This is a genomic window from Bacillus sp. MN7755, assembly GCF_054771475.1.
On record NZ_BTRL01000021.1, the window covers coordinates 16,795 to 42,439 of the forward strand.

The window sequence follows — 25,645 nt, forward strand, 5'->3', positions numbered from 1 at the left end:
GAGTTCTTGCTCGCCTTTTCATTTTTTTATAATTTGTAATCATCGATTGCCTGTATTGGATTTTGAAGAATCATATTGATTAACTGATGCATGTGATTCAATATTTCTTGTATTTTCGCCGCTTCATATACGGTTTGATCATATCCAAACTTTATTGTAAGTTTCTCTTCAGGGAAGCACATAATTCCATACTTTACATGCGGCTCATCGACAACTTCGTAATCTGTGATGGCAAAATGTCTGTTTTCATTTGAAGAAAAGATTGCTGGATTAGTTGGATAGTTTTCAAAAACCCAAAGATGGTCAGTCAACTCAGTTTTTAATTCACTTTGCTTTTGTATATCAACAAATGAATAGTATGCATACTCATTACATTTCAATGTTTCTAGTTGTACTTTTTGCAGGAGGTCCACAAAAGATTGCGTTTCTGTCCATGCTAATCGGATAGGCAAAACATTTGTGAACAGACCGAACATATTTTCAATTCCTTCTACTTCGGGAGGTCTGACTGATACTAGATTAGGCAATACTACTTCTCTCGTTCCGTTGAATTTGCCAAGTAATATTCCCCATACAGCTAGTAGTGCTGTATTCATAGTTATATTGTTTTTAGTTACAAATGTCTGTAACTGATTAGTCAAATCCTTGTCTAATGTTAAATCCATAAAAGTGAAGTTTAACCCTTCACTTTTAGATGGGACTTTCTTTTTAGGAATACTAATTTTCCGATTGTATCCTGATAAATAATCCCTCCAAAAATGACGTGCTTTCTCATGATCTTGTGCCAAAGTCCAGTCTATGAATGTTTCAAAAGGTTTTACCATAGGTAACTCCGCCGTAGTTCCCGCTTTTGTTGTTTCATAGAGCTGGAATAATTCGTCTATCAAAATGCTGACACTCCAACCATCACATAATAGATGATGGGAACTCCAAATTACCTTATGCTCGTTATTACCTAGTTGGAATATACAGAGACGTGTCATAAGTTCATCATTTTTGAATCCTCGGCTTAAATTTTCATTCATCCACTGTTTTAGGAATTCTTGCTGTTCTTGTTTCGTCATCTCAATCAAGTTTTTTATTTCTGAATTTATTTGAACATCATATAGAACAGCTTGCCAAGGTTTTGCTTGTTCATCTTGCACAATTATTGTTCTTAAAGAATCATGACGATCAACTAATTGTTGGAAACACTGAATAAAGAGTTTAATATCCAGCTCCCCCTCAAGTGCCCAAATTGTTTGTTCAAAATATGCATTTGTATCAGGTTCATTCGTAGCATGTTCATAAATAACTTCTTGGAAAGATGCTAACGGGTAAATACGTTCTATTTTTATATCCGGCATTTTTTCTTGTATTTTGGTAAGTGTTTGTTGATTAAGTTGTTTATCTTTAACATTTAGTAATGTAGCTTTATTATCGTTCATTATGTTTACATCATTTGTTTGTGAACTTGAAAAATGGTCTAGCTTTTTAACAAATTGAACCATGTCCCTTAATATAGGAAATGAAAATAGATTTTTTGGTTCAAGCTCAAATCCTTGTCGATACAGTCTGACGGACACTTGAATCGCTTTTATCGAATCTCCACCTAAGGCGAAGAAATGATCATTTACTCCAACTTGATCTATTTTGAGTACTTCTTGCCAAATACTAGTTAATATTTTTTCCATTTCAGTTTTTGGAGCAATAAATACTTCATTTTTTTGTTTCTCTGGAGTAGGGAGCGCTTTTCTATCTAATTTACCGTTTGGAGTCAAGGGTAATTGGTCCAAATAAACAAAATAAGAAGGAATCATGTAATCTGGCAAGTGATCTCGCAAATGCTTTCGTAGTTCTGTTGTACTAATATTTTGCTCAGTTACCACATATGCAACTAAAAATTTTATTCCGTTCTCATCTGTTTGATCAATTACGACAGCATGTTCGACTTGTTTATAAGTTAGAAGACAATGAGAGATTTCTTCTAACTCTACTCGATATCCTTGAATTTTCACTTGGTAATCTTGGCGGCCTAAAAATTCAATATATCCCTCAGAATGCATTTTTCCACAATCTCCTGTTTTGTATATAAGACCAAAATCAGGATGTGACACAAACGCTTCATTTGTTTTCTTTTCATCATTTAAATATCCTTTAGCAAGGCCCACTCCCCCGATATATAAATCCCCAATTACACCAACAGGGCACATTTTCTTTTCATAGTTCAACACATAATACGTTTGGTTTGCCAAGGGCATCCCGTATGGAATACTATTCCAATGTGATTCCACCTGTTTGACCGGATAATAAATTGACCAAATCGATGCTTCTGTTGCTCCTCCTAGTGAAACTACTTCTGCAATCGGAAAATGTCGTTTTATTTTTTCTGGTAAAGAAAGTGGAATCCAATCTCCACTATGTAAAACTAAACGCAAAGAAGAATGTTCAAAATGAGAACCTACTTGATCCAATGCCAAATCCATGATTGCAGGCACTGTATTCCAAATTGTAATCCCTCTACGCTCGACGGTACGGATTAATTCTTGCATGTCTCTTGGATCACGAATCATTACCAACATTGCACCTGTGCTTAACGTTCCGAAAATATCGTATACAGATAGGTCAAAACACATGGAAGAGATACCAATAATACGATCATCTTCATTTACCTCGTATTTTTGATTTATGTCTTGAATAGTATTTGTAACCGCTTGGTGAGTAATAATTACTCCTTTTGGTTTCCCTGTACTTCCTGAAGTGTATATAATATAGGCAATATCTTCTGGACCAGCAATAGCGGGCATATCTTCTGTTGTATAAAATGACAAATGATTTTCTTCATAAAGACTAGGTTCTAATAAAAGTTTGCATGAGCTATTTTTTAAAATATATGTTTGGCGATCTAAAGGATGATCGGGATCAATCGGAATATAAGCGGCACCTGCTTTTAAAATACCTAACATATTAACAATTGTGTCAACTCGCCTTTTTGCTAAAAGACCCACTTTGTCACCTAGACCAATGCCTTGCTCTTTTAAGAAGTGGGCAATTTGATTGGAGCGTTTATGAAGTTCCGAGTATGTTAACCATTCTTGTTCAAATACCACTGCCACTTCATACGGTGTACGTTTTACTTGGTCTGTAAATAATTGATACAGAGTAGTTGAAGGTATTTTTTCTGTTGTTTCATTGTATTGCTCAATTAAAGTTTGATCCGATTCTTTCATCTGCAAAGATGTTATATCGCTTTGTTTCACCAATTGTTCCAATAAGTCAACAAATTGGGAAAACATTGCTTCTATCACATCAACATCAAACAACTCTTCAACATAGTTCCAGCTAATTAATAACTCTCCATTTTTTTCAATTACTACATTATCCAAATACACTTGTGGAGTCCGAGCATGAATGTAGCGAAGAGAACCAAGTTGTTCCCAAGAGAAAGCACCTGCACCTGCTAACATCGAGGTGAAAACGATGGGCATAACTGCTTTTGGCGTCATTTGATGATATCGAGTAAAATCTCGAATAAAGTTAACTCCATCGTAATGACGATGTTCAAGGCCATCTAATAAAGTAGATTGCGTTTCTTTTACTCTAGTAAAGAAAGTTTGCTCTGGTTTTACATCAACATCCAACAAAATAAGCGATGTGAAATCTCCCACAATCTGTTCTACTTCATCATGAACAGGATAACGGTTAAATACAGTCAAATTAATTGCCAATTTACGTTGATTACTCCAATATGCCAACACATCACCATATATTGTACAAAGTAGAGCGGAAGGAGTTACCTCTTTCTCTTGTGCTAACTTTCGTAGCTTTGTCCATTTTTCATTGTCCAGGATCTTAGTAAGTGATTTGAATTTAGGAGTAGCAATCTCTGCTGGATCCTTTTTTAACAGCAAAGAAGGTGCAAACGGAAAGTCAGTAAGCTTACTTGTCCAATAATTTTTTGCTGTTTTATATTCTTCGCTTTGTTCCATTTCATCATAGATAAACATGTAATCTTGAAAATCAAAAGATAGAGATTCTAATTTTTGATTGGGTTTATAATAATAATGCAACAAATCCTGTCCAACAATGTTCATGCTTGCTCCGTCCATTAATAAAGCATCGTATCGAAAACATAATAAATACGTGTCTTCTTTTAAAAGAAAGGCTTTTAATTCAAACAAAGGCCATTGCCCCAAAGGGAATACATGGTTAGTCATTCGAGAACGCTCTTCTTGTAAGCGAGCATTTTGATTCCTATCATCTAAATCTATGAGACTCACTATCTCAATCTCGTAATCAGGAATGCTTTGTAATATTTGCTGTTTTCCCTCTGGTGAAATTACAGCTCGCAACATTGGATGACGATGGATTACCTTTTGAAAACTTTTTGAAAGACGATTGATATCCAATGCTGTTTCATATTCAAAATATGTTTGAGGTGAAATACCACTTAATTCAAACTGTGAATTCCGTCCTAACATATACGCTGTCTGAACTTCTGTTAAGGAAAATGGCTTAGACAAATCTTTAACATGAGTTGGTCTACTTTCAAGGTTTTCCTCTTTATGCTCTAACTTTACACAAGAACTCAGTTGAGCGATTGTAGGGTGCTTAAAAAAATCTGTTGTACTTATTTTTAAGCAGTCTTTTCTTAATAAATTAATTACCTGAAGTGCTTTAATGGATTCTCCTTTTAATGCAAAAAAATTATCATGAATACCGATTCCCTCAATCTCCATAACTTTTTCCCATGCACGCACTAATTTTTGTTCAATTTCATTGCGCGGGGCAACGTATGGAATTGATACATAATCCGTTTGTGTTATAGCCAACAACCTTTTTCTATCCACTTTTCCATTTGGATTCAATGGAATCTCTTCTACCTGAATCATTTTTTCAGGAATCATAAACTCAGGTAGTTTATCACTTAAATATTTTCTGATTTCACCAAAAGACACCTTGTTATCCGATACATAGTAGGCAGCTAATAATTTCCTATTTCCATACACTTGATCAACAACGATAGCCTGGTTTATTTCTGGATATTCCCTTAATTGAGTTTCGATTTCTCTTAATTCAATCCGATACCCCCGAATTTTCACTTGATGATCCATTCGACCTAAATATTCAAGTTCTCCATTAGGCAACCAACGAACAAGATCACCTGTATGATACATCATTTCCCCTGCCGTAAAAGGACTCGGTACAAACTTTTCATCTGTCAGTTTATTTTTACCAAGATACCCTCGTGCTACCGCTACGCCAGCAATGCAGAGTTCACCGGGAATTCCAAATGGTTTTAATTGGCCATACTTATTCAATATATAGGAATGATAATTCGGGTTAGGTTTGCCAATCGTAACTTCTTTGGAAGTGCTCAAGTCTTTTACTGTTGCGCAAATGGTTGTTTCTGTGGGACCATAAATATTTAAAATTGTTGCTTCACTGATACAACGAATTTTTTCAACCAAATCAATGGAAAATGCTTCTCCTGCTAATAAAATAGATTTTAAATCTTTTAGAAAATTTGCCCCTTCTGGATCACTCAAAATCACTTCCATTCGCGATGGCGTTGATTCCCATAAATCCACCTTATGTTTTTTGACCAAATGAGCCAATTCTTTTGTTGCAAACTGGTCCTCTGTAGCAATTACTACTTTTGAACCTTGCGTTAAAGGAAGACATATTTCTAACAAGGAAATATCAAAAGATACACTAGCAAGAAACAAGAATGATTGATTAGCCTTTACTTTTTCTCTCATTACATTTAAAAAATGAACTAGCGATTTTTGTTCTATCATTACCCCTTTTGGATTTCCTGTCGATCCTGATGTGTAAATAACATAAGCCAAATCATTAGGATTATGTTCTCGTACTAAATTACTTTCTTCACCTTGGAAAAGATATTCTTTATCAAGATACAGTACTTCACCCGCAAATTGTGGCAATACCTCCTTTGTTCGCTTACTAAGTAAATATTTTGCTTGACTATCTTGTAACATATATTCAATTCGTTCAGTTGGGTAGTTAGGGTCGATTGGTAAATACGCTGCTCCTGCTTTTAAAATCCCCATCATACCAATAATCATTTCTAATGACCGATCTACCATAACGCCAATAATACTTTCTTTTGAAACACCTTTACTTTGAAGAATAGAAGCCAATTGATTCGCTTTCTTATTCAATTCTCTATATGTCAAAGATTGATCATTACAAACAACAGCAATTTGATCTGGAGTTTTTAATACTTGCGCTTCAAACAAATCTTGAAATGATTGAAACAAGTCTATGCCCGTTTGAAAAGTATTCAATCCTTCTAGCAACTCTTTTTCTTCTTCTGCAATAATACAAATATCTTTCACTGCCAAATTCGGTTTTTGTGAAACTTGCTTTAAAACATAACAATACGAATTTGCAAACTGTTGCAAAGAAGAGAATGAATGGGACTTGCAAGAAATTTGAAATTCAAATTCATTATGTATTTCATTCCATTTTCTTCGTATCCATAGGGCTAAATTATTCTCTGCGTATTCTTCTAGCGAATTTTCATTATGTAATCCTTCCATCCCGATTACAATTTGAAAAGGAGTTAAATTGTGTTTAACTAATAATTCAGAGAGTGGATACTCCTGATTTTCATACCCGAATAAAGTCGTTTGTTCAATCTCATTTACTAATTGTTTAAAGGTGTGATGCGGATGGATTTCACTTCCTAAAGGAATCAATTTATTAAGATTCTCACTTTGTTCAAGATTTTTTTCAATTATAGGAATACCAATAGTAATTCTTTCTTGATCTGTATAATGTGCCAAACAAACCCTTAAAGCGGCTTGAAACCAGCTAAATAATAATAAATCTTGAGACTTACTTATTTTTTGTATACTTTTACTAAACTCTGCATTCACTATGACTTGAACGTACTCACAAGGTGTTTCTTTATTTAGTTGGTAATCGCTATTAAATACAGAAAAATCGAGAACCTCGGAAGATAATTGCTCCTTCCAAAACGCTTCTACTTCTTTATTTTCATGAATCGAACTTCGATCTTTAATGTGCATTTTTATCTTTATCCCCCTAATATTCATTTCTTCTACTCGTTAATTTTCAAGCCAACTTCAAGCCCATGGAGAAACACTTGATGGTTATCCAAACATAAAAATTGCTGAATCTCTTCAAATTTCATATGACCAACTGAACAAACCCCTAAATTTAATGTCTCAGCAACCATATTTAAGGTAGCAGTGATAATGCCTGACTCAATACAAGCAAATAAATATCCATCTGAACCGTATTTCGGGATGGAAGCGTTCGCATTATAAACCAAATAAACTGAGAAGGCAGATTGAGTAAATAAATCCTGATTAATTAACTCATGATCACTTTTGATTACTTGATCAATGTTGTTTACAATCACAAGACTATTTTTTGATGGGTTATAATAATAAAATCCAGCTTTCATACCCTCTATACGTTTTGGTTTTACATAAACAAAGATATCAATGGGATAGAGCCCGCCTGCACTTGCGTAATGATAGTATATTTTTTCTTCCCTAACCTGTTTTAGAGTTGATATAAGTTGGGAAAATTGTGAAAAACTAATATGTTTTTCCACATCAAATTGACGACAAGACCTACGTTCCTTGATTAAGGTGGGTAGCTCATCTGTTGTTTCAAGTTGAATTTCGGTTGACCGTGCAGCAACGTGCGTACGATTTAATTGTTCACTCATATACTTATCTAACTCTTCTTTAGAAAAGCGAATCTGGTCGCTATATGGATTTGGAAAAATATTTTCTTGTGAAGAAAATACTTCTCTTGGGTGTAATATGTTACTTACTAACACACGATTTTTTATCATAAGCTCTATGGTTTTTTGTGTCTCTTCTACATTTCCTAACGAAAAGCGTTCTACTAGTTCACTAATTTTCACACCTTTTTGAGCCATAAAATAAAAATCAGGAAACCACTCAGACAGAATACCTGTAAATCTCATTTCTCCTATCAAAACCTCATTATGCAACTTCTCCCAATGCTTAATAGGAGACCAGTAATAAATTTTCTCGCTCATATAACCCTCCATAAACGTTTAACTTATTTTTGAAATGCAATTTTCTAATCTACAAAAAATATTTTTTAGATTCTGATCCTTGTCTCATAGTGATTATAAATACATACACTTCAATGAAACTTGAAAATAATGAAATAACTTTTTCTTCATTAAAATTTTTTATTTCATTGTAAAAAATGATTTTTCTTTGGATATTTCACATCCTTTCCCATAGTATTCCTATAAGGTATAAACCATTTAGAACATTGGGAATATTCATGTATTTCCAATGTGAAATTATTGTAATGGATTGGAGAGCAGTTGAATATAGTTATTAAATCAAATAATGTTGAGAAAGTTTTATTTATTATATTGATAAAATTTTATGGTGTAATTTATTACAAATAGATTAAGAAAAGAGTTTTAAATTTTTCTTAATCAGTTAGTGTGAAAATATCACATACTATTACATACAATTGAGTTACTTACATTTCATATTCAAAATAGAGAAAAGACACCTTGGATGGTGTCTTTTCTCTATTTTAATTCCATATACTTTTTACGCATTTGTTATTTTCAAACGATTTGTAGGAATTAATACAACTCAAATATCTAACTTTTTGTATGTTCTAATATACAATAAAAATTATATAAATTACGAATGTATTTCAGATAATTTTATAAATAAACTCAAAGATATCTTCTCCCCTACTGTCACGATAGCAATAATCTATTGCTTATTTCTTTTATTAAAATGTAATATAATTACAGTATGTGAAATTATATTACATTAACTTTAAAAGCGAAGTGAGAACAACCTTCACTTCGCTTTTTTCATTTGCAATCCTTATTAACTTTGCTCAATGCAATATTTATTTCCACATTCTTCGCTTTTATTTAATCGGTTTTTCTGATTTTAAAACAATGGAACTTAATGCAGGAACTTTAATTTTATTGTCATGGACAACATACAGTGGTTTACTTCCCGCCTGCTTGTCATCTACTAGTACTTTCCAAGGCCCTTTCGATGGAAGTGTTATTTCAACAGCTTCTCTATTTGCATTGTGAGCCACTGTAAAGTATTCATGTTTATTCCCCTCTATTGTATAAGCTACAGTATTTTTCGGAGCATCAATAAATGATACATGTGTTTTTATTTGCTCAGCAGATGTCATTCGAAAAGCTGAGTACTTTTTGCGTAATTCTATTAAGCCCTTCATATAATCTACTTCATTATTAAATGCTGCACGGCGCAACCAGTCCATCTGGTTAATTGAATCAGGAGATTTGTAACTATTATGATCACCATATTTCGTGCGCATAAACTCTTGTCCTGCATGTAAGAATGGAATACCTTGTGATGTTAATAAAATCGAAGAAGACAATTTGTGCATTTGTTTTCGTACTTCTTCACTGTCACCTGGATTAGTCAACTCAAGTTTATCCCATAATGTATGATTATCATGTGCTTCCACATAAGTTAGCACCTGCTCCGGATCTTGATAAGTAGACGAATTTGTATCGTAGTCAATTCCTGCCGTAATACCTTTTTTAATACGGTCTTCTATGTTTTCCCTTCCACTTACAAACCCATTTTCTTTCTCTTCAAATACACTACCTTTCAATCCATCACGTATATTATCGTTAAAATGGGCAATCCCTTTCATTTTTTCTGCATTCTTTTGATTTGCTTTCAACTCAGCTGCAAGGGGTGTATTTAAATCCCAGCCTTCTCCATGCAGTATAATAGAAGGGTCAATTTGATTAACAGCTTTACGTATTTCATTCATCGTTTCATAATCATGAATACCCATTAAATCAAAACGGAATCCGTCTAAATTGTATTCTTTTGCCCAGTATGCTACAGAATCGATCATAAATTTCCTCATCATTTTTCGTTCTGAAGCAGTATCATTTCCTACACCGGTTCCATTAGCAAATGTTCCGTCTTCATTGTAACGATAATAATAACCTGGAACTAACTTATGAAAATTAGATTCAGCAGCATTATACATATGGTTATAGACTACATCCATAACAACACGAAGATTATTATCATGCAGTGTTTGAATCATTTGCTTTAATTCAGTGATTCGAACAGTCGGCTCATATGGATTTGTAGAATAGGATCCCTCTGGAACGTTGAAGTTTTTCGGGTCATATCCCCAGTTATACTGTGGTTCATTTAAATTCTCTTCATTTACTGAAGCATAATCAAATATCGGTAAAAGCTGAACGTGTGTAACACCAAGATCTTTCATATGATCAAGTCCTGTTTTCACACCTTCAGGCCCTTTTGTTCCTTTTTCTGTTACTCCTAAATATTTCCCTTTCTGCTTAATGCCACTTTCAGGTTGGATGGAAAGATCGCGTACATGCAATTCATAAATAATAGCATCTTCCGGATTTTTAAATTTTGGCTTTTTGTTTGCTTTCCATTTTTTCGGATTTGTTTCTTCTAAATCAACAACAGCACCTTTATCTCCATTTACAGAAGCAGCACGTGCATACGGATCAACTGCTTCAGTCCACTTATCACCAATTTTCACCTTATATGTATAATAGAGACCTTTTTTGTTCCCTTTAAGTTCTGCTTTCCAAGTGCCCTTTTCACCTTGTTGCATGTTTATTTCAGTACCTATTTTATCGTTCCATTTTTTATATGTAACTAACTTCGCTTCACTCGCAGTAGGAGCCCATACACGGAACTTTGTATGTTGCGGAGTATATACATTACCTAAATCGTTACTTCCATAATAAAATAAATTATCAAACTCCTCACTACGAATGACTTTACCGATTTCAGTATTCGTATCAGCTAAGTTTTCAATTTTAACATTGTATGTCTGTTTTAAATCAACTTTCTGCTCTGTAATTATTTTAACCTTATTAGTAAAATTGCTACTGTTTATATCATAAGGACTAATATTTTTAATTTTAATGCCTTCAATTTCAATTTTCCGTTCCTTAATATTAAACGGGACATTAGTCGTTACAGTAATTTCATTGAAACTATCAATAGTTGCTTTTTGAATTGATAGATCCGAAGAAGGCTTAGAGTTATATACTTTTTCATCACCAGAAAGAATCCATACTTCAGCACGACCGTCCTTTATATTTTCAATCCAACGATCGCCACCATCTTTTTCCCACTCATTCGTACGAATGATAAATCCTACACGATTATAGTCACCATCTATATTAATCTTAGCGTACTTTCCAAATTCATCTTCACCAGTAAATTCATATGATTTACCATTTGCATTTTCTCCCCATAACCAAAGGTTCCAGTCTTTTGTATTTCCAGACTGCTCTTTGTAATGAACGATCACTTCAGTTATTTTCGAATTTGAAACTGCCTTTACACTTTGAAACGAGAAAACAGATGATAACATAACGATTATAGTAAGTAATAAAACTGATTTGTTTATTAATCTTTTTATCATTTGCACCACATACACCCCTTCTTTAAATAATACGAACAATTTATTATGCTTGTACTAAATTACACTGCTTAAATTAATCTAGAAATCTTTATTATTTCACCCCCATGTTGGCTATCTTCACATATGTATTTCAATGATCTTTTAATACGAAAACGTTTGCATTAGTGTTTAAAAAAATAGATATGTTTTTGTCTTCATATATTTGTAAATACTAAAAGATCAGGGAAATCATTTTAAAGCAATCGTTTGTTATCGCTTTCATTCTATAGCACTTTCTATGAAGAGGTCAATATATTATTAATTTTCTGTTTTTATATACTGTAAACCTTAAAAATTTGTTTCAACTACTTAAAGATAGAATGCCTAATTATTACTTACTAAGTTTATTTTTACTAATACATTGCTACATAAAAAAACAGCTAATATCTCTATAATGACATTAGCTGTTTTTCATAATGTAATAATATATGAATGAAAACTATATTTCTAACTTACTTAATTTTTGCTGCATCAAATGCTTTTTGAACTGCTTGAACTTCAGCTGTATTCGCACCATATTTATTAGTTGCCACTCGAATACATGCTGATCTCAATTCTTTGAAATTAGAAGTCATGTTTAACTCATCTGTATTTGCATAATAGAAAATATCAAACATTTTATCTTCACCAATTCCTTTGACAGTTACTCCGTTATGAGTTCCGCCTTTTGCAATGAGATACGCAACTTTATTAATAATGCTCGAATTAAAATGAACGCCACCTTGATCCCATCCATTAAAATCATTAAATTCACTGTAATCATCTGGATAAGGTACTCCAAGTGAAGATGGAACAGAAGCCGGGTTTTCCATATCACGGAAGACAGATCCAGTTTGTTCTCCCATCGTCCAGTTAAAGCTTCCATTATTTACGTATTTCTCAATAGATGTTCCCATAATATCAGATAGCGCCTCATTAATTGCACCAGATTCACCGTAATATTCAAGATTAGATTCACTAGAAGTAACAGCATGTGTAAATTCATGGCCAGCTACGTCATACGCTTTGACGATAGGATCTCCATATACAAGCATACTTCCATTATTAGCACTTAACGCATTCTGCCAATTTTTCGGATCATTCGTATCTTCAGAATCCCAAGCGTGTACAACTGAAACTACCTTCTGTCCCTTATTATCAAAGCTGTTACGCTTGTATTTATCTTTATAAAAATCAAATACTTTTGTCGCTAAGTAATGAGCACTTACTGCTTTGGGATCGTTAAATGCTGTCGAAGTACTAGTTGCTAATGTACCAGGATAATAGCTTTCTTCTTTAGTAATATCTCTGTAATTCACATCATATGTTTCAATTCCTTGCCCTCTTGTATAATCAGCAAGAGCATACTTGCCATTACTTTGTTTTGAGATACCAAATGTACGTGATATACCTAAATCATCTTTCCCTGTTCCGGTTAATGATGTAAGACTGCTTTTTTTACTTTTCTTTAAAGCTCCAACTAATTTTTCACTTGCTTTCAAGTTAGATTCTTGCACCATATTTTTTAACATATCACCATTTTGTGCATTTACTAAATAAGTTCCGGAAACATAGTTGGGTGTTGCAGCTTCAAATGTAACCTGGTATGCATTGCTAGCTTGTCCATTATTTTCATCAACAAAAATAACTTCCTTAACTTCTGGCCCAGAAATAAAATTGATATCGTTCCCGTACTTCGTATAAATATATTGTTTCGCTTCATCTTTTGATAGATTGATAGTTTTTTTCAATTCGTCTTGTTTTAAATTTTGCGCGCTATCGCCTGAAACACTTTTAATAACACCGTTATTATCTACGTGTGCAGTTAATTGATGACCATATACTTCTTTTCCTTCGTAAGTTTGCTGTATACGTACAAGTGTAGTCCCATCATATGAACCACGTTTTTGAATAACTTTATAATCTACTCCTGTTTCTCCATTGACTTGCTTTGGTGATAGAACTTGTTCTGTTTTCTCCTTAAGAGCATCTTTTACTACATTCTCTGGTGCCTTTTGTGACGGTTGTGTAAGTTCACCCGAACGGAACGATTCCTCCTGAATTTGAACTTGTAGTTGATCTGTTTCCTCTGCATGCCCTACCCCATATGGTGCTACAGCTGTTAAAGCTAAACCTGTTGTTAATGCTACCTTAGTTAACGTCTTTTTGTTTTTCATTTTTTTCACCTCGTATAATTTTGAAATAGAAAGCTTGTACAAAGTATACTGCCTGTTTCTGTCGAAAAAAAGGGAAAATACACAATTTATGTAACATTATGCAAAATTACATATATGTGGTCGATGATATAAATAAAGAACGACACATATATGTATATTAATTTCAATAAAAAAGAGCTCTTTTAGGCGCTCATCCAATTGGTTAGTTGTTAATTATCTATATTCATTCTAATCAAAGTACCCTTACATCTAAATAACAACATAAAAACCCACTCTTTACTATTTTAAGAGTAGGTTTAATGCTATTAAAATAACAATTATTATAGGACATCTTATAATTTATATTACTTATTTAAACTTATATTTCGGACATGAAGTTGATTTAGGATAAAGATGGATCAAATGAATACTAATGACCTTGATAAATAAGAAAAAGAAAGTGCGTGTTTTGTTTTATGATGTATATAGTATATAAATACTTTAGTGAGACAGCGCATCTACAATTTAGATTTTTTAATATAATGCTGTTATGTATGTCTATAGCTGCATGGATTGTAATATTATGAGATAGCTGAAGTCTCATATGAGTTTCAGACTTTTTTATTTTGTCAAAAACATCTTTAATTTGTCTCCCATTTAAATATAGTAAAGGACACATCTATTGCATGTTATTAGCTCAAGGTATGTTCTTTTAAAGCATATTATAAATATGCATAGTAAGAAATAAAACCAAAATTATTTAAATAAAACATCCCCCGGATTTGTTTAATGATCCAGGGGATGTTTTATCGTTGATTCTTTATATTTCCATACCAATCACAAACTTTTTTAGGATAATGGTATGTCCAAGTTTAATAGTTTTTTGCACGAAAGCTATCTATTTTATATTTATTTAATTATCCTACTAAGTTTTTTGTAAAATTCACCTTTTCTTTTTACATGATTAAATTGATTTGGATTAATATTAGCTTTTTGTGAGAGTGCTACAATCTCTTCTTTTGTAATTGAATCTTTAGTATTTATAGATGCTATATTTGTATATTTTCCATCTTCAGTTTTTGGAATTTCTAAAATCCCTTTATTTACAAGATCCACTACAGCCTTATGCTCTGAAGAATGTGTATTCACGCCAGTAATTTTCCAATTATGCATAACTTTTGGTGTGTATACACCATTCTTTACCTCTTTTAAATATGTAATAGCAAGGTTAGGAATGGTTCCACCAGTTTCCCCGAATGCATTCTCTTGTTTAGATGACCAAATTTGTTCAAACTTACGCCCCTCTAAAGCTCCACCTTTTGCCTGAAGAGCCTCCATTCTATATGCATTCATTCCTAGCGTCATAACATCGTTCGTTTTGATTGGTTTATTTGTACGAATAGAACGTAAATTTGTAATTCTACTTCCATATGGTTTTGTTAAGTCAATTTCATATTTTACGCCTCCAAAGAAATCATTCGTACTGTATTTAGAAGCACGACGGGTTTTATCAAAGCTAACTGTTACATCTCCGGCACGAGATGGGTTAAAGTACCCTGCCGCCCATTCCATATAGTCTTTTAAGTCTTTCCCAGTTACCTTATATACCGTAATTTCTCCCAAAGCATATTGATAATTATACGCAATATCTTTTTTCTTAATAGGACCTACATCCAAACGAGCATTATCGTTATCAATTTGATGGGCTACTACATCTGCCTTGCTGTAGTAGAGCATGACTTCATGAAAGAAATCTGATAAAGGTGTCTCTTGAATCTGCACACTTGGAATACCCTTTATTTCATTTTCAGGAACAAGGTTTCTACCCTTTAATTGAGCGACTACAACATTTGCATCTCCCCTCGCATACTCGTGAAAAGGTGTCAGTGTGTCTTCAAGTGTAGGATCAGATACTACTGTTGTTCCATCAGTATTTTTTACAGGTATAGCTGTAGCAGTTTTATCTTTTAAAACCAGCTTTCCATCTTGTTTTGTAAAAGTAAGGTCAATACGCGAGATATGTGTTCCATATTTATCTGGTTCTGTAATAATAACGCCATTTAAAACTTCTTTTTTAACAAGTTTATGCATATGAGCTGCAAAAATAGCACTTAGTTCCGGACAAGCATTCGCAATATCTTGAACACCAGTACCAGGGATCCCATTCTCATTTTCTAATCCCATATGCATAACGCCTACCATTACATCTACTTTACCTTCTAATTCTTTAATGGCCTTCTTTGTCTCTTCTACTGGATTTTTCACTACCAAACCATCCAAATGATCTGTCCCTTTTTCAAAATCACTAATCATTGGTGTATTCATACCAATAATCCCGACTTTAATTCCACCTTTTTCAACAATTGTATATGCAGGAAGAAAACGCTCTCCATTTTCCTTGTAAATATTTCCTGCTAACGTCTTTCCCTTATATTGCTCACTAACTTTTTTCAATGTATCTAATCCAAAGTTGAATTCATGATTTCCAAATGCCCAGGCGTCATATCCCATTGTATTCATCGCTACCATCATTGGCGATTGTGGCTTATCATTGAATAATTCTACTGAGTTTCCTTGAATTGTATCCCCGGCATCTACTAATATGGTATTTGGATTTTCTTGACGTACCTTCTTTATAACCGTATAAAGCTGTGTCAAACTTCCACTCATATTTGCTCCATCAAGTGCATAATCCCAAGGCATAAATCTACCATGAATATCTGCCGTACCTAACAATGTAATATTAACATCAGATTCCTCAGCCTTAGAAATAGCTGGTTTGGCTGTTACTGCTGTTACAAGAAGCATAAGAATAATAAAATAGCATACATAATTCTTCCATTTCATTTTTTGCATAATAACAATATTTCTCCCCTTTTTGTACTGCTATAAAGTTGCTTGAACTTTAAAAATGTAACTTATTATTCGGAAAAATTCAACTGCAAAAGATAATTTTGGAGGTGATTCTGCTGTGAAAATATAGAGAATAAAATGCATATCCCTCCCTAGCAGAATAGTATTTACTTCTTCCTCTAACGTGTGAAGAGCGCTAAACCAACGGTAGATGTATATGTACTATCAAAATTATGGACATATAACTCATTTCCGGAAATCATTATAACTTAAAGATATAGTGTGTAATGCTGATTACATTTTCGGATTTCATTGCTAATTTATTTCCTTCTAAATGAAAATGCTGAGATCACTTCCAAAAATAATAACCCCGTTCTTCATTTAAGACGGGGTTACACTTATACAGCAATTCGGATTCAGTTTTTTTTGAATGTTCGTTTCCTATTCAAGAGTAAGATCTGCTAGTTTCGTATTTTCTTCTGCTTATTGGTTGCTTTCAACTAAATTCATCATAATTTTAATCAAGACTTGTATTTTATCACTCGAACCCTTGATGCTATCCTAAATCGCTCAATAAATAGATAATAATTTTTACTTTTCAACTTCACAAAGCAATTTTACCTCTTTGATTTGTTCTATATGACGCTGTTCATGCAAATAGATTAATTCTATCCACTGATCAAGAAGTAATTCTCCAAGAGCTGGATGCATCACTGATTTTTTTGCCAATTTAGATTCATCTTCTATTGTACTCAGAAAACGCATCAATTCTTTTCTAGAGTCGTTTAACAAATCAACCATTTGCAGCAATTCAAATGGTTCTATACTTGGTTCAATCATTTCTGGTGCTATAAATTTTATCGATCTATCTAATACAATAGTATGAATTTCTTTACGCTCATTTTGGAAACTATCCATCTTTTTTAATCCTGACAAAATAACCGTTATAACTCTCTCATCTAATAAAACTAAGTGATGACAAACTTGTGCTATACTCCATTTATCCTTATCTGGTTTTCTATTAAATTGAGTATCACTTAACAAAGTAATTTCCTCAAATAATTGATTTCTCGTTTCATAAAACTTGTCCTTTACAAATGTATTCATGTGAATTCTCCTTTCATTAGAACCTATATACTTAGATTCCTGCGTTAGAAATATTCTCTATAGAAGAAAGATTTTCCTTCACTACTATTTCAATCAAATCTTTTCTTGCTTTAATAGTTTCTCTAATTCACGACTAAATATATGAGTTTTCTCAACATCCTTGAAGATTTCCTTGAGGTTATCATGTGCTACAGCTAAACCATAATACTTTCCACGGAATCCTTTCAATACAACTACATAAAACGTTCCTAATTATCAATCTAGCATTAAATAAATGTAAAAAATGCCCCTATTCATTCATTTTTCATGCGTATGTATGTACATTTGTTAATTTATTCGATATATTATGTGTATTGAATGATTACGAAAAGCTTATTGGTCGCTAAAAAACACCTTATATTTTTATATCCGAGAAAACTACAAAATGTATAAAATTCCATTTGTCAAATGAATTTAATGCGGAAGGAGGTTTGTGGTTACTTCATCGGGATATAATAATCAGTTTTGAATTGATCAAAATATAGGAGGCGACATAATGTTTCGTACGATTTCAAATTTCATGAGAGTAGCTGAGATAAGAAACAAAATTCTTTTTACATTAGCGATGCTAATTGTTTTTCGAATTGGCACGTTTATTCCAGTTCCTCATACTAACGCAGAGGTATTAAAAGTACAAGATCAAGCTAACGTTTTAGGTATGCTAAACGTATTTGGCGGAGGAGCACTGCAACACTTCTCAATCTTTGCTGTAGGTATTACACCATATATTACAGCTTCTATCATAGTACAATTACTACAAATGGACGTTATACCTAAATTTTCGGAATGGGCAAAGCAAGGAGAAATGGGCCGTAAGAAATCAGCTCAATTCACTCGATACTTTACAATCATTCTCGCATTCATACAGGCCATTGGGATGTCTTATGGCTTTAATAATATAGCAGGTGGACAATTAATAACAGATCAAAGCTGGACTACATACTTATTTATTGCGACAGTTTTAACTGCAGGTACTGCTTTTTTACTTTGGTTAGGTGAACAAATTACTGCTAATGGTGTAGGTAATGGTATTTCGATGATTATCTTCGCAGGACTTGTAGCAGCGATTCCAAATGTTGCGAATCAAATTTATTTGCAACAATTTCAAAATGCAGGCGATCAATTATTCATGCACATCATAAAAATGGTTTTAATTGGTCTCGTAATTTTAGCGATAGTTGTTGGCGTTATTTACATTCAACAAGCCGTGCGTAAAATACCGATTCAATATGCAAAAGCTGTTTCAGGAAACAATCAATATCAAGGAGCAAAAAACACTCATTTACCTCTAAAAGTAAATAGTGCTGGTGTAATTCCAGTAATCTTTGCTTCCGCATTTTTAATGACGCCGCGTACAATTGCGCAGCTCTTCCCTGATTCAAGCGTATCAAAATGGTTAGTTGCAAATCTTGATTTTGCACATCCAATTGGAATGACACTTTATGTCGGTCTTATCGTTGCTTTCACATACTTCTACGCATTTATTCAAGTAAATCCTGAACAAATGGCAGAGAATTTGAAAAAGCAAAATGGATATGTTCCTGGTATTCGTCCTGGTAAATCAACAGAACAATATGTAACTAAAATTTTATACCGTTTAACATTTATCGGCGCAATTTTCTTAGGTGCAATTTCAATTTTACCGCTCGTATTCACAAAAATTGCTACGTTACCACCTTCTGCTCAAATTGGTGGTACAAGCTTACTGATCATTGTCGGTGTAGCACTAGAAACAATGAAGACGTTAGAAAGTCAGCTTGTGAAACGTCATTATAAAGGGTTTATAAAAAAAGCGAATTAAGTAAAAAAACACAGTTGGTTATTTTTCCAACTGTGTTTTTGATTTTACTACCTCTAATGTTCCCACTAATGTACCAATGATTTTTTCTAAGTTCATTATTTTTTCTTCTAAGGCTTGAATACGCTTATTGCTTTCGTCTACATCATTATGTTTTAAACTGTTATTGGAGACTTTGAACTGCTCCCCTAATTCGGAAGTGATATCTTCAATAGTTGATTGTGATTTTTCATCATTACTGGTTGTATTTGTATTTGAATTTAATTCAAATTGAAGTTCATATGTATTTCCAGTTACTTCTTTAGCTATTTGCGAAATTAAATCTTTATAAGACTTTTCAACCCACTCTTGTTGAAATTTATTTTTAAAATAAATGATCAATGAATTTTCATTTATTCTGGCTGTCGTTTCTTTGACCCATGTTTCATATGATGGTCTCGAAATTGTTAATTGCATTTTATCTTTTATTTTATTCCAAATTATTTTTGATTCCTCTTGTCCGGAAGTAAGTTGATTATTTTGCACGTGATGAATCTGTGCTTTAGAAGTGGCGTTTGATTCTATTTCGAACCAAATTTGATATTCTTCATTTGTAATTTTCTGTACGGTACTTGAAATTATATTTTTATACTCCCCTTCAAGCAAATCACGATGAAACGCATCTTCACAAAATATTATTAATTTATTATCTTCTATTGTAGCATTTGTATTTCTAATCCATGTCATAAATGTTTTCTCTGCTAGCTTTGGTCTTAATGCTTTTTTTACTTCATCCCAGCTATTAAGCCTTTCTTTTTGAACATCTTTCAACTTAGATGGTTCGCCATTACATAGATCAAACTGAATTTCAAATGTCGTATTATACATTTCTCGTAATGTATTAAATACTAATTCTTTGTAATGAGATTCTAACCAATCACGTGCAAATTCATTCGGACAATAAATTGTTAATATATCATCCTCTAAATAAACAGTAGTATTAGTAAACCAAGTTTCATATGATGGTTTTGAAATTTGCGTTCGAATTTTTCCCTTTACTTCAGTCCAATTCATTTTCATAATAACTCCCCTCTTTTTACAGTTCTCTTTCATATAGCTTAATAATATTACGCCTTTCCAATAAATAAAGTCAATCCGTATTGTAAATAAAATTCAAGCAGCCCTGATTTATACAGGGCTGCTTCTTTATACAACTACATTTCCTTCTCAAATAATCTTCCTTGTTTGAAATACATACGGAGTGTGGATCGATTAGCTAAAAATACACCAACCAAAATAAAACAAGCACCTATTCCCATTGTAGGGTTTAAAGGTTCTCCTAATATGATGTATCCAACTATAATAGCAATTAGTGGTGAGACATATAACCACGTTGACGGAAATACAGGATTCGTTTTTGATAAGAGCCAGTAATATAATCCGTGTCCACCAATTGATCCGATAAAGATGAGATATAAAATAGGCCACTGTACACTCCATGAAGCTAATACAGTTACATCCGGTTGTTCTACTATGACGGATACGATTAGTAATAAAACACCTCCGTAAAACATTTGAATACCATTAATGAGAAATGGCGATACACTTTGTAAATCCGAAAGTATTTCTTTTGAGCGAATAGAGCCTATTCCGTAAAATAATTCTCCTATTATTAAAACAAAACAAGCGATACTCCATATGAAACTTATTTCTTGGTGCATCCCTGGTAAAGAAACAAAGATAACGCCTATTAGTGCAATAACTAAAGCGACGAGTTGCTCCTTTTGTAATTTTTCCTTATTTCTCTTAGCTTGTAATAACAAAATCATCATTGGACCCGTAGCCGAAAGAACAGCAGCTAGCCCTGAAGAAATATATTGTTCCGCCCAGTACAATGATGCAAACGTCATGAAAGTTAAACAAAATCCAGCATACATAATACGTTTTGAAAATAGATGCGGTGTAATCTCTTTTCGCTTTAACTTAAATATAATCATAAGGATAACGCCTGCTAAAAAGAAACGAATTCCTGCTGAAAATAATGGGGGTGCTCCTGCTTCAATTCCAATTTTTATCGTTAAAAATGTTGTACCAAAAATAATACATACTAAAATATAATTGAAAATAACCATTACTTTTCCTCCTTTTTACTCTTAACATGAGTATAGAAGGTATAGTGTATAACAGTGTAACTATGTATATAACAGTTGCCTAAAATCATAGTTGATTCTCTATATATTTTTCGCTTTAATAAAATAAAAACGAAAAAGGTGAAACCATGAAGATTGTCCTTCGTAAAGAATCCAACATACCGTATTACAAGCAAATATATATGCAAATTGTTGAAAGAATACAAAGTGGCATGCTTTCGCATGGTGACTTACTTCCATCTTTACGCTCTATGGCCGAAGATTTACAGATTAGCCTATTAACTGTTCGTAAGGCGTATAAGCAGTTAGAAAAGAAAGAATATATACGCATTGAGCAAGGAAAAGGTGCTTATATACATAAACATGTAAAGAAAGATTTCAGGTCAATTCCGTATAAATGGCAACAAACAAAAACGATTAATGTTATGCGATCTCAATATGCAATGAATCAGCACCGGAAATATTATGATTTTTCACAAGCGATTTTATATCCTCGCTTATTACCAAATCCATTCTTGGCAGAAGAAATGCATAAAATACTTAATAAAGACCAGATGATTCTAGCAACTTATGGGCCAGTTCAAGGCGATTATGAACTGCGAGTTGAAATAGCAAATTACTTAAATGAGCACCAGAAATTAGTGACAGACCCATCTCAATTATTAATTACAAGCGGAGCACAACAAGGAATTGATTTAATTGCTCAAACATTATTAAAACCTGGTGATATTGTATTAGTGGAAAGCCCGTGTTACAGTGCTGCACTTGATATTTTCATCAATAAAGGTGTTCAAATTATTCCAGTTTCTCTTGATAATCATGGAGTTCGCTCCGATTTAATCGATGATATTTGTCAAAGTAAAAATCCCGTTTTATTGTATACGAATCCAACTTTCCAGAACCCGACAGGTACAGTAATGAGTAAAGAGCGAAGAATGGAACTTATAGAACTAGCAGAGATATATGAGTTTTTTATAATTGAAGATGATTCTTTCGGAGAAATATATTTTGAGGATGCTATTGTTCCCCCTCCAATCAAAATTTTTGATAAGAATGGCCATGTAATATATATAAAAGGATTTAGTAAAACGTTAGCACCAGGACTGCGTATCGCAGCACTTATTGCCGATGGTCCTATTTTTGAATGGTTATTTGCTGTAAAAGGTTCAATGGATATCGGTAGTCCTTTATTAACACAAAAAGCACTTCTACCGTTTTTACGTGCAGAACGTATGAAAAATCATTTAGAGAAATTACGTACAGCTTTACAAATTAGACGTGATATAACGATTGATATTTTATCACCACTTAAGGAAATAAACTTTAAAATTCCAAATGGTGGCTTTAATTTATGGGTTGCACTTCCTAATTCGATAGATCCTTTTACTTTATTACAAAAAGCAAATAAAGTAGATGTTTCTTTTTTGCCAGGAACAGCTTGTCTATTACATAACGAAAGAAATAATAACCAATTAAGAATTAGCTATTCTATGTTAAATGAAAAAGAGATGTTGATTGGATTAGAGAAATTACATGATACAATACGAAACTATAAACTTTAGAAACACATGCACAATCCTTTTAAGCTAAAAAAAGTAAATACCCCAAAACATTTTTGTTTTGGGGTATTATGAAATTTTTAAGTATGTTAAGTCATTTTTATTCCACTTTCATGACAATCTTACCTCTAACATGTTGACCTTCACTCAAAATATGAGCTTCTCTGATCCCTTCTTCATTAAACGGCACAACCTTACTTACAATAGGCTGAACTTTTCCATGTACAATTAAATCTGACAATGCTTCTAATTGCTTTCCATCTGGTTTTAGCCATAAAAACCCTGATTTTATCCCTTTTACTTTTTGAATTGGCTCATGAACAATCAAAACTAAAGCACCACCAGGCTTAATAATTTGAAAGCTTTTTTCTTGTACTTCACCACCTATTGTATCTAATACAATATCGAAATCTGATAGTAATTCTTCAAATTTATCGTTTTTATAATCAATAACAAGATCTGCCCCTAAAGACTGTAAAAACTCTTTATTTTTATCACTCGCAGTGGTCGCAACAAAAGCTCCAAATGATTTGGCGATTTGGATTGCTAAACTTCCAACTCCACCTGCTCCAGCATGAATGAGCACTCGGTCATGTTCTTTTATTTTTGCATAATCTACAAGACTTTGCCACGCTGTAAGTCCTGCAAGAGGAATCGAAGCTGCCTCTTCGAAACTTAGGTTAGTAGGCATATAGGAAACTAAATCTGATTTTACTGTAATGAATTCAGCATAAGAGCCTTTTCCTATATTTTCAGGTTTCGTAAACACTTTATCTCCTATTTTGAAACAATCTACACCTTCCCCAACTTCTTCAATAACTCCAGCTACATCTAACCCTAAGATGATTGGAAATGAGAATCGCAACTGTTCTTGTAGGTCTCCTTTTCTTATTTTCCAATCAACAGGATTAACAGCTGTTGCGAGAATACGTATTAATACCTCGTTATTCTTAACAACCGGTTTTAAAACTTGTCTTTCTTTTAATTCTTCAACACTACCATATTGATCTATAACAATTGCTTTCATTTCCTCTCCTCCTTGTTGTTTATTGTAATAACATACAATTATTTCTCAAAATTTTTTGTCTTGAATAATCATATAATTATTTTTGGGGGTAATTATGCTATAAACAAATCTTACTCACATCTTAGAACCATTACAAACTGTATTGTTAATTAAATTCAAAAGAAATGGAGATAATTTTATGACTGAAAAGATATTTAAAATAAACGGAATTGATATATGTACAGAAAGCTTTGGGAATCCTAAGAACCCAGCTATTTTATTAATTATGGGTGCTACGTGTTCAATGGTTTATTGGGATGAAGAATTTTGTGAACGGTTGGCGAACACAGGGAAATTTGTTATTCGTTTTGATAACCGTGATGTGGGACGCTCAGTTGCATACGAGCCTGGAACTTCCAATTATACCGTTACAGATATGGCTGAAGATGCAATTGGGGTACTAGATGCTTATCATATTGACAAAGCACATCTATTTGGTATGTCATTAGGTGGCATGATTGCTCAAATTGCTGCTGTAAAACATCCCGAAAGAATTTTAACGTTAACATTACTAGCTACAAGTGTGATAGGATCTGACAATAACACGCGAGATTTACCCCCGATGGATGAAAGAATTTTAACACACCATGCTAATGGCGCGCATTTAGATTGGACAAATGAAAATGTTGTAGCAGAATATTTAGTTTCAGGATCTCGCCTATTATGTGGATCCAAACGAACATTTGATGAAAAAAGGGTCTACAAACAAGTCAAACAAGAAATAGAACGAGCTAACAATCTATTAAGTATGTTTAATCATGCTCTACTTCAAGGAGATGATGCATATGAAGGTGTGCTTCACTCCATACAAGCACTTACATTAGTCATTCACGGAACAGACGATACTGCACTCCCTTTTGAACATGGTCTTGCAATAATTGATGAAATTCCTAACTCAGCGCTATTAACCCTTGAAGGCGCAGGACATGAAAATCATCCCGATGACTGGGAAGACATAATTCATGCTGTTACTGAGCATACATCTAAATTATAGATAAATAACGAATAGAAGGGCACACCGTAATTTGTGCCCCTTCTATTCGTTACATTAAAAAAGCCCATCACTGTATCCGTATGTATAGTGATGGGCGATACTTATATTTTTATATGTTTAAAAAAACGGACAATCTAATTGATCAACAGCTTCCCATGATTTTTTTTTTATATTATCGGTGGATTTATTTGCTTCTAGTGGTACGTTTTTAAAAGGATTAACTTCGACCTTTAACAAGGATGATGGCTCTACGTATAATGAGAAAACATGGCTGCTTGGTATAGCTTTTGACACATCAATATCTCCCACTTGTTTAAAGAGTTGCTGTGCAGCAAAGAAAAAGAAATTGGTTGGGTTAGATTGTTTATTCAGCCATGCAAGCATTTCAGGTGATACTGATTTATGAATATTGATTTTCACTCGATCACCACGTTTATATCGCCTAGATCGCATG

At 33.2% G+C, this 25,645-nt stretch carries 13 protein-coding genes; 3 read left to right on the top strand and 10 right to left on the bottom strand.

Annotation, left to right across the window (positions count from 1 at the left end):
• Positions 1-26: 26 nt before the first annotated feature.
• From ACYVEC_RS22670 to ACYVEC_RS22695, 6 genes are all read right to left on the bottom strand, one after another.
• Positions 27-7,037 (bottom strand): non-ribosomal peptide synthetase, encoded by a 7,011-nt coding sequence (locus ACYVEC_RS22670; protein WP_275719285.1) that lies wholly within the window; start codon positions 7,035-7,037, stop codon positions 27-29.
• 32 nt (positions 7,038-7,069) lie between these two features.
• Positions 7,070-8,047 (bottom strand): SagB/ThcOx family dehydrogenase, encoded by a 978-nt coding sequence (locus ACYVEC_RS22675; protein WP_063225083.1) that lies wholly within the window; start codon positions 8,045-8,047, stop codon positions 7,070-7,072.
• Positions 8,048-8,919: 872 nt separating this feature from the next.
• Entirely contained in the window at positions 8,920-11,478 is a 2,559-nt protein-coding gene (pulA, locus tag ACYVEC_RS22680; protein WP_199677741.1) for a type I pullulanase, read from the bottom strand.
• A 485-nt stretch (positions 11,479-11,963) separates the two neighbouring features.
• Positions 11,964-13,667 (bottom strand): M4 family metallopeptidase, encoded by a 1,704-nt coding sequence (locus ACYVEC_RS22685; protein WP_063225085.1) that lies wholly within the window; start codon positions 13,665-13,667, stop codon positions 11,964-11,966.
• An 888-nt stretch (positions 13,668-14,555) separates the two neighbouring features.
• Entirely contained in the window at positions 14,556-16,502 is a 1,947-nt protein-coding gene (locus ACYVEC_RS22690) for a bifunctional metallophosphatase/5'-nucleotidase (protein ID WP_275719284.1), read from the bottom strand.
• A gap of 588 nt (positions 16,503-17,090) precedes the next feature.
• Positions 17,091-17,606, bottom strand: coding sequence for a DinB family protein (locus tag ACYVEC_RS22695; protein ID WP_063221391.1), 516 nt, complete (start codon positions 17,604-17,606; stop codon positions 17,091-17,093).
• A 535-nt stretch (positions 17,607-18,141) separates the two neighbouring features.
• On the opposite strand from ACYVEC_RS22695, the gene secY reads away from it, so the two are divergent.
• Positions 18,142-19,446 (top strand): preprotein translocase subunit SecY, encoded by a 1,305-nt coding sequence (secY, locus tag ACYVEC_RS22700; protein WP_063221392.1) that lies wholly within the window; start codon positions 18,142-18,144, stop codon positions 19,444-19,446.
• Between the two features lie 18 nt (positions 19,447-19,464).
• Here the strand turns inward: secY and ACYVEC_RS22705 are convergent, their stop codons facing one another.
• On the bottom strand, positions 19,465-20,502 hold the full coding sequence (locus ACYVEC_RS22705; protein ID WP_063221393.1) for a DnaA N-terminal domain-containing protein: 1,038 nt from the start codon (positions 20,500-20,502) through the stop codon (positions 19,465-19,467).
• 134 nt (positions 20,503-20,636) lie between these two features.
• A complete protein-coding gene (locus ACYVEC_RS22710) occupies positions 20,637-21,554 on the bottom strand; it encodes a DMT family transporter (protein WP_063221394.1) in 918 nt (305 codons plus the stop codon).
• Between the two features lie 146 nt (positions 21,555-21,700).
• Here ACYVEC_RS22710 and pdxR point away from each other — a divergent pair, with 146 nt between their 5' ends.
• The gene (pdxR, locus tag ACYVEC_RS22715; RefSeq protein ID WP_063221395.1) at positions 21,701-23,134 is read left to right on the top strand and encodes a MocR-like pyridoxine biosynthesis transcription factor PdxR; all 1,434 of its coding nucleotides are present in this window, start codon (positions 21,701-21,703) and stop codon (positions 23,132-23,134) included.
• A gap of 97 nt (positions 23,135-23,231) precedes the next feature.
• Here the strand turns inward: pdxR and ACYVEC_RS22720 are convergent, their stop codons facing one another.
• Entirely contained in the window at positions 23,232-24,158 is a 927-nt protein-coding gene (locus tag ACYVEC_RS22720; protein WP_063221396.1) for an NADP-dependent oxidoreductase, read from the bottom strand.
• 178 nt (positions 24,159-24,336) lie between these two features.
• On the opposite strand from ACYVEC_RS22720, the gene mle reads away from it, so the two are divergent.
• Positions 24,337-25,191, top strand: coding sequence for an alpha/beta fold macrolide esterase (mle, locus tag ACYVEC_RS22725; RefSeq protein WP_063221397.1), 855 nt, complete (start codon positions 24,337-24,339; stop codon positions 25,189-25,191).
• A gap of 117 nt (positions 25,192-25,308) precedes the next feature.
• Here the strand turns inward: mle and ACYVEC_RS22730 are convergent, their stop codons facing one another.
• Positions 25,309-25,644, bottom strand: coding sequence for a hypothetical protein (locus tag ACYVEC_RS22730; protein WP_001257753.1), 336 nt, complete (start codon positions 25,642-25,644; stop codon positions 25,309-25,311).
• Position 25,645 lies beyond the last annotated feature (1 nt).

Coding starts and splice junctions, on each gene's coding strand:
- ACYVEC_RS22710 (WP_063221394.1), bottom strand. CDS start 21,554: ATGGTTATTTTCAATTATATTTTAGTATGTATTATTTTTGGTACAACA.
- ACYVEC_RS22720 (WP_063221396.1), bottom strand. CDS start 24,158: ATGAAAGCAATTGTTATAGATCAATATGGTAGTGTTGAAGAATTAAAA.
- mle (WP_063221397.1), top strand. CDS start 24,337: ATGACTGAAAAGATATTTAAAATAAACGGAATTGATATATGTACAGAA.
- pdxR (WP_063221395.1), top strand. CDS start 21,701: ATGAAGATTGTCCTTCGTAAAGAATCCAACATACCGTATTACAAGCAA.
- secY (WP_063221392.1), top strand. CDS start 18,142: ATGTTTCGTACGATTTCAAATTTCATGAGAGTAGCTGAGATAAGAAAC.
- ACYVEC_RS22690 (WP_275719284.1), bottom strand. CDS start 16,502: ATGCAAAAAATGAAATGGAAGAATTATGTATGCTATTTTATTATTCTT.
- ACYVEC_RS22670 (WP_275719285.1), bottom strand. CDS start 7,037: ATGCACATTAAAGATCGAAGTTCGATTCATGAAAATAAAGAAGTAGAA.
- ACYVEC_RS22695 (WP_063221391.1), bottom strand. CDS start 17,606: ATGAATACATTTGTAAAGGACAAGTTTTATGAAACGAGAAATCAATTA.
- ACYVEC_RS22705 (WP_063221393.1), bottom strand. CDS start 20,502: ATGAAAATGAATTGGACTGAAGTAAAGGGAAAAATTCGAACGCAAATT.
- ACYVEC_RS22675 (WP_063225083.1), bottom strand. CDS start 8,047: ATGAGCGAGAAAATTTATTACTGGTCTCCTATTAAGCATTGGGAGAAG.
- ACYVEC_RS22685 (WP_063225085.1), bottom strand. CDS start 13,667: ATGAAAAACAAAAAGACGTTAACTAAGGTAGCATTAACAACAGGTTTA.
- ACYVEC_RS22730 (WP_001257753.1), bottom strand. CDS start 25,644: ATGCGATCTAGGCGATATAAACGTGGTGATCGAGTGAAAATCAATATT.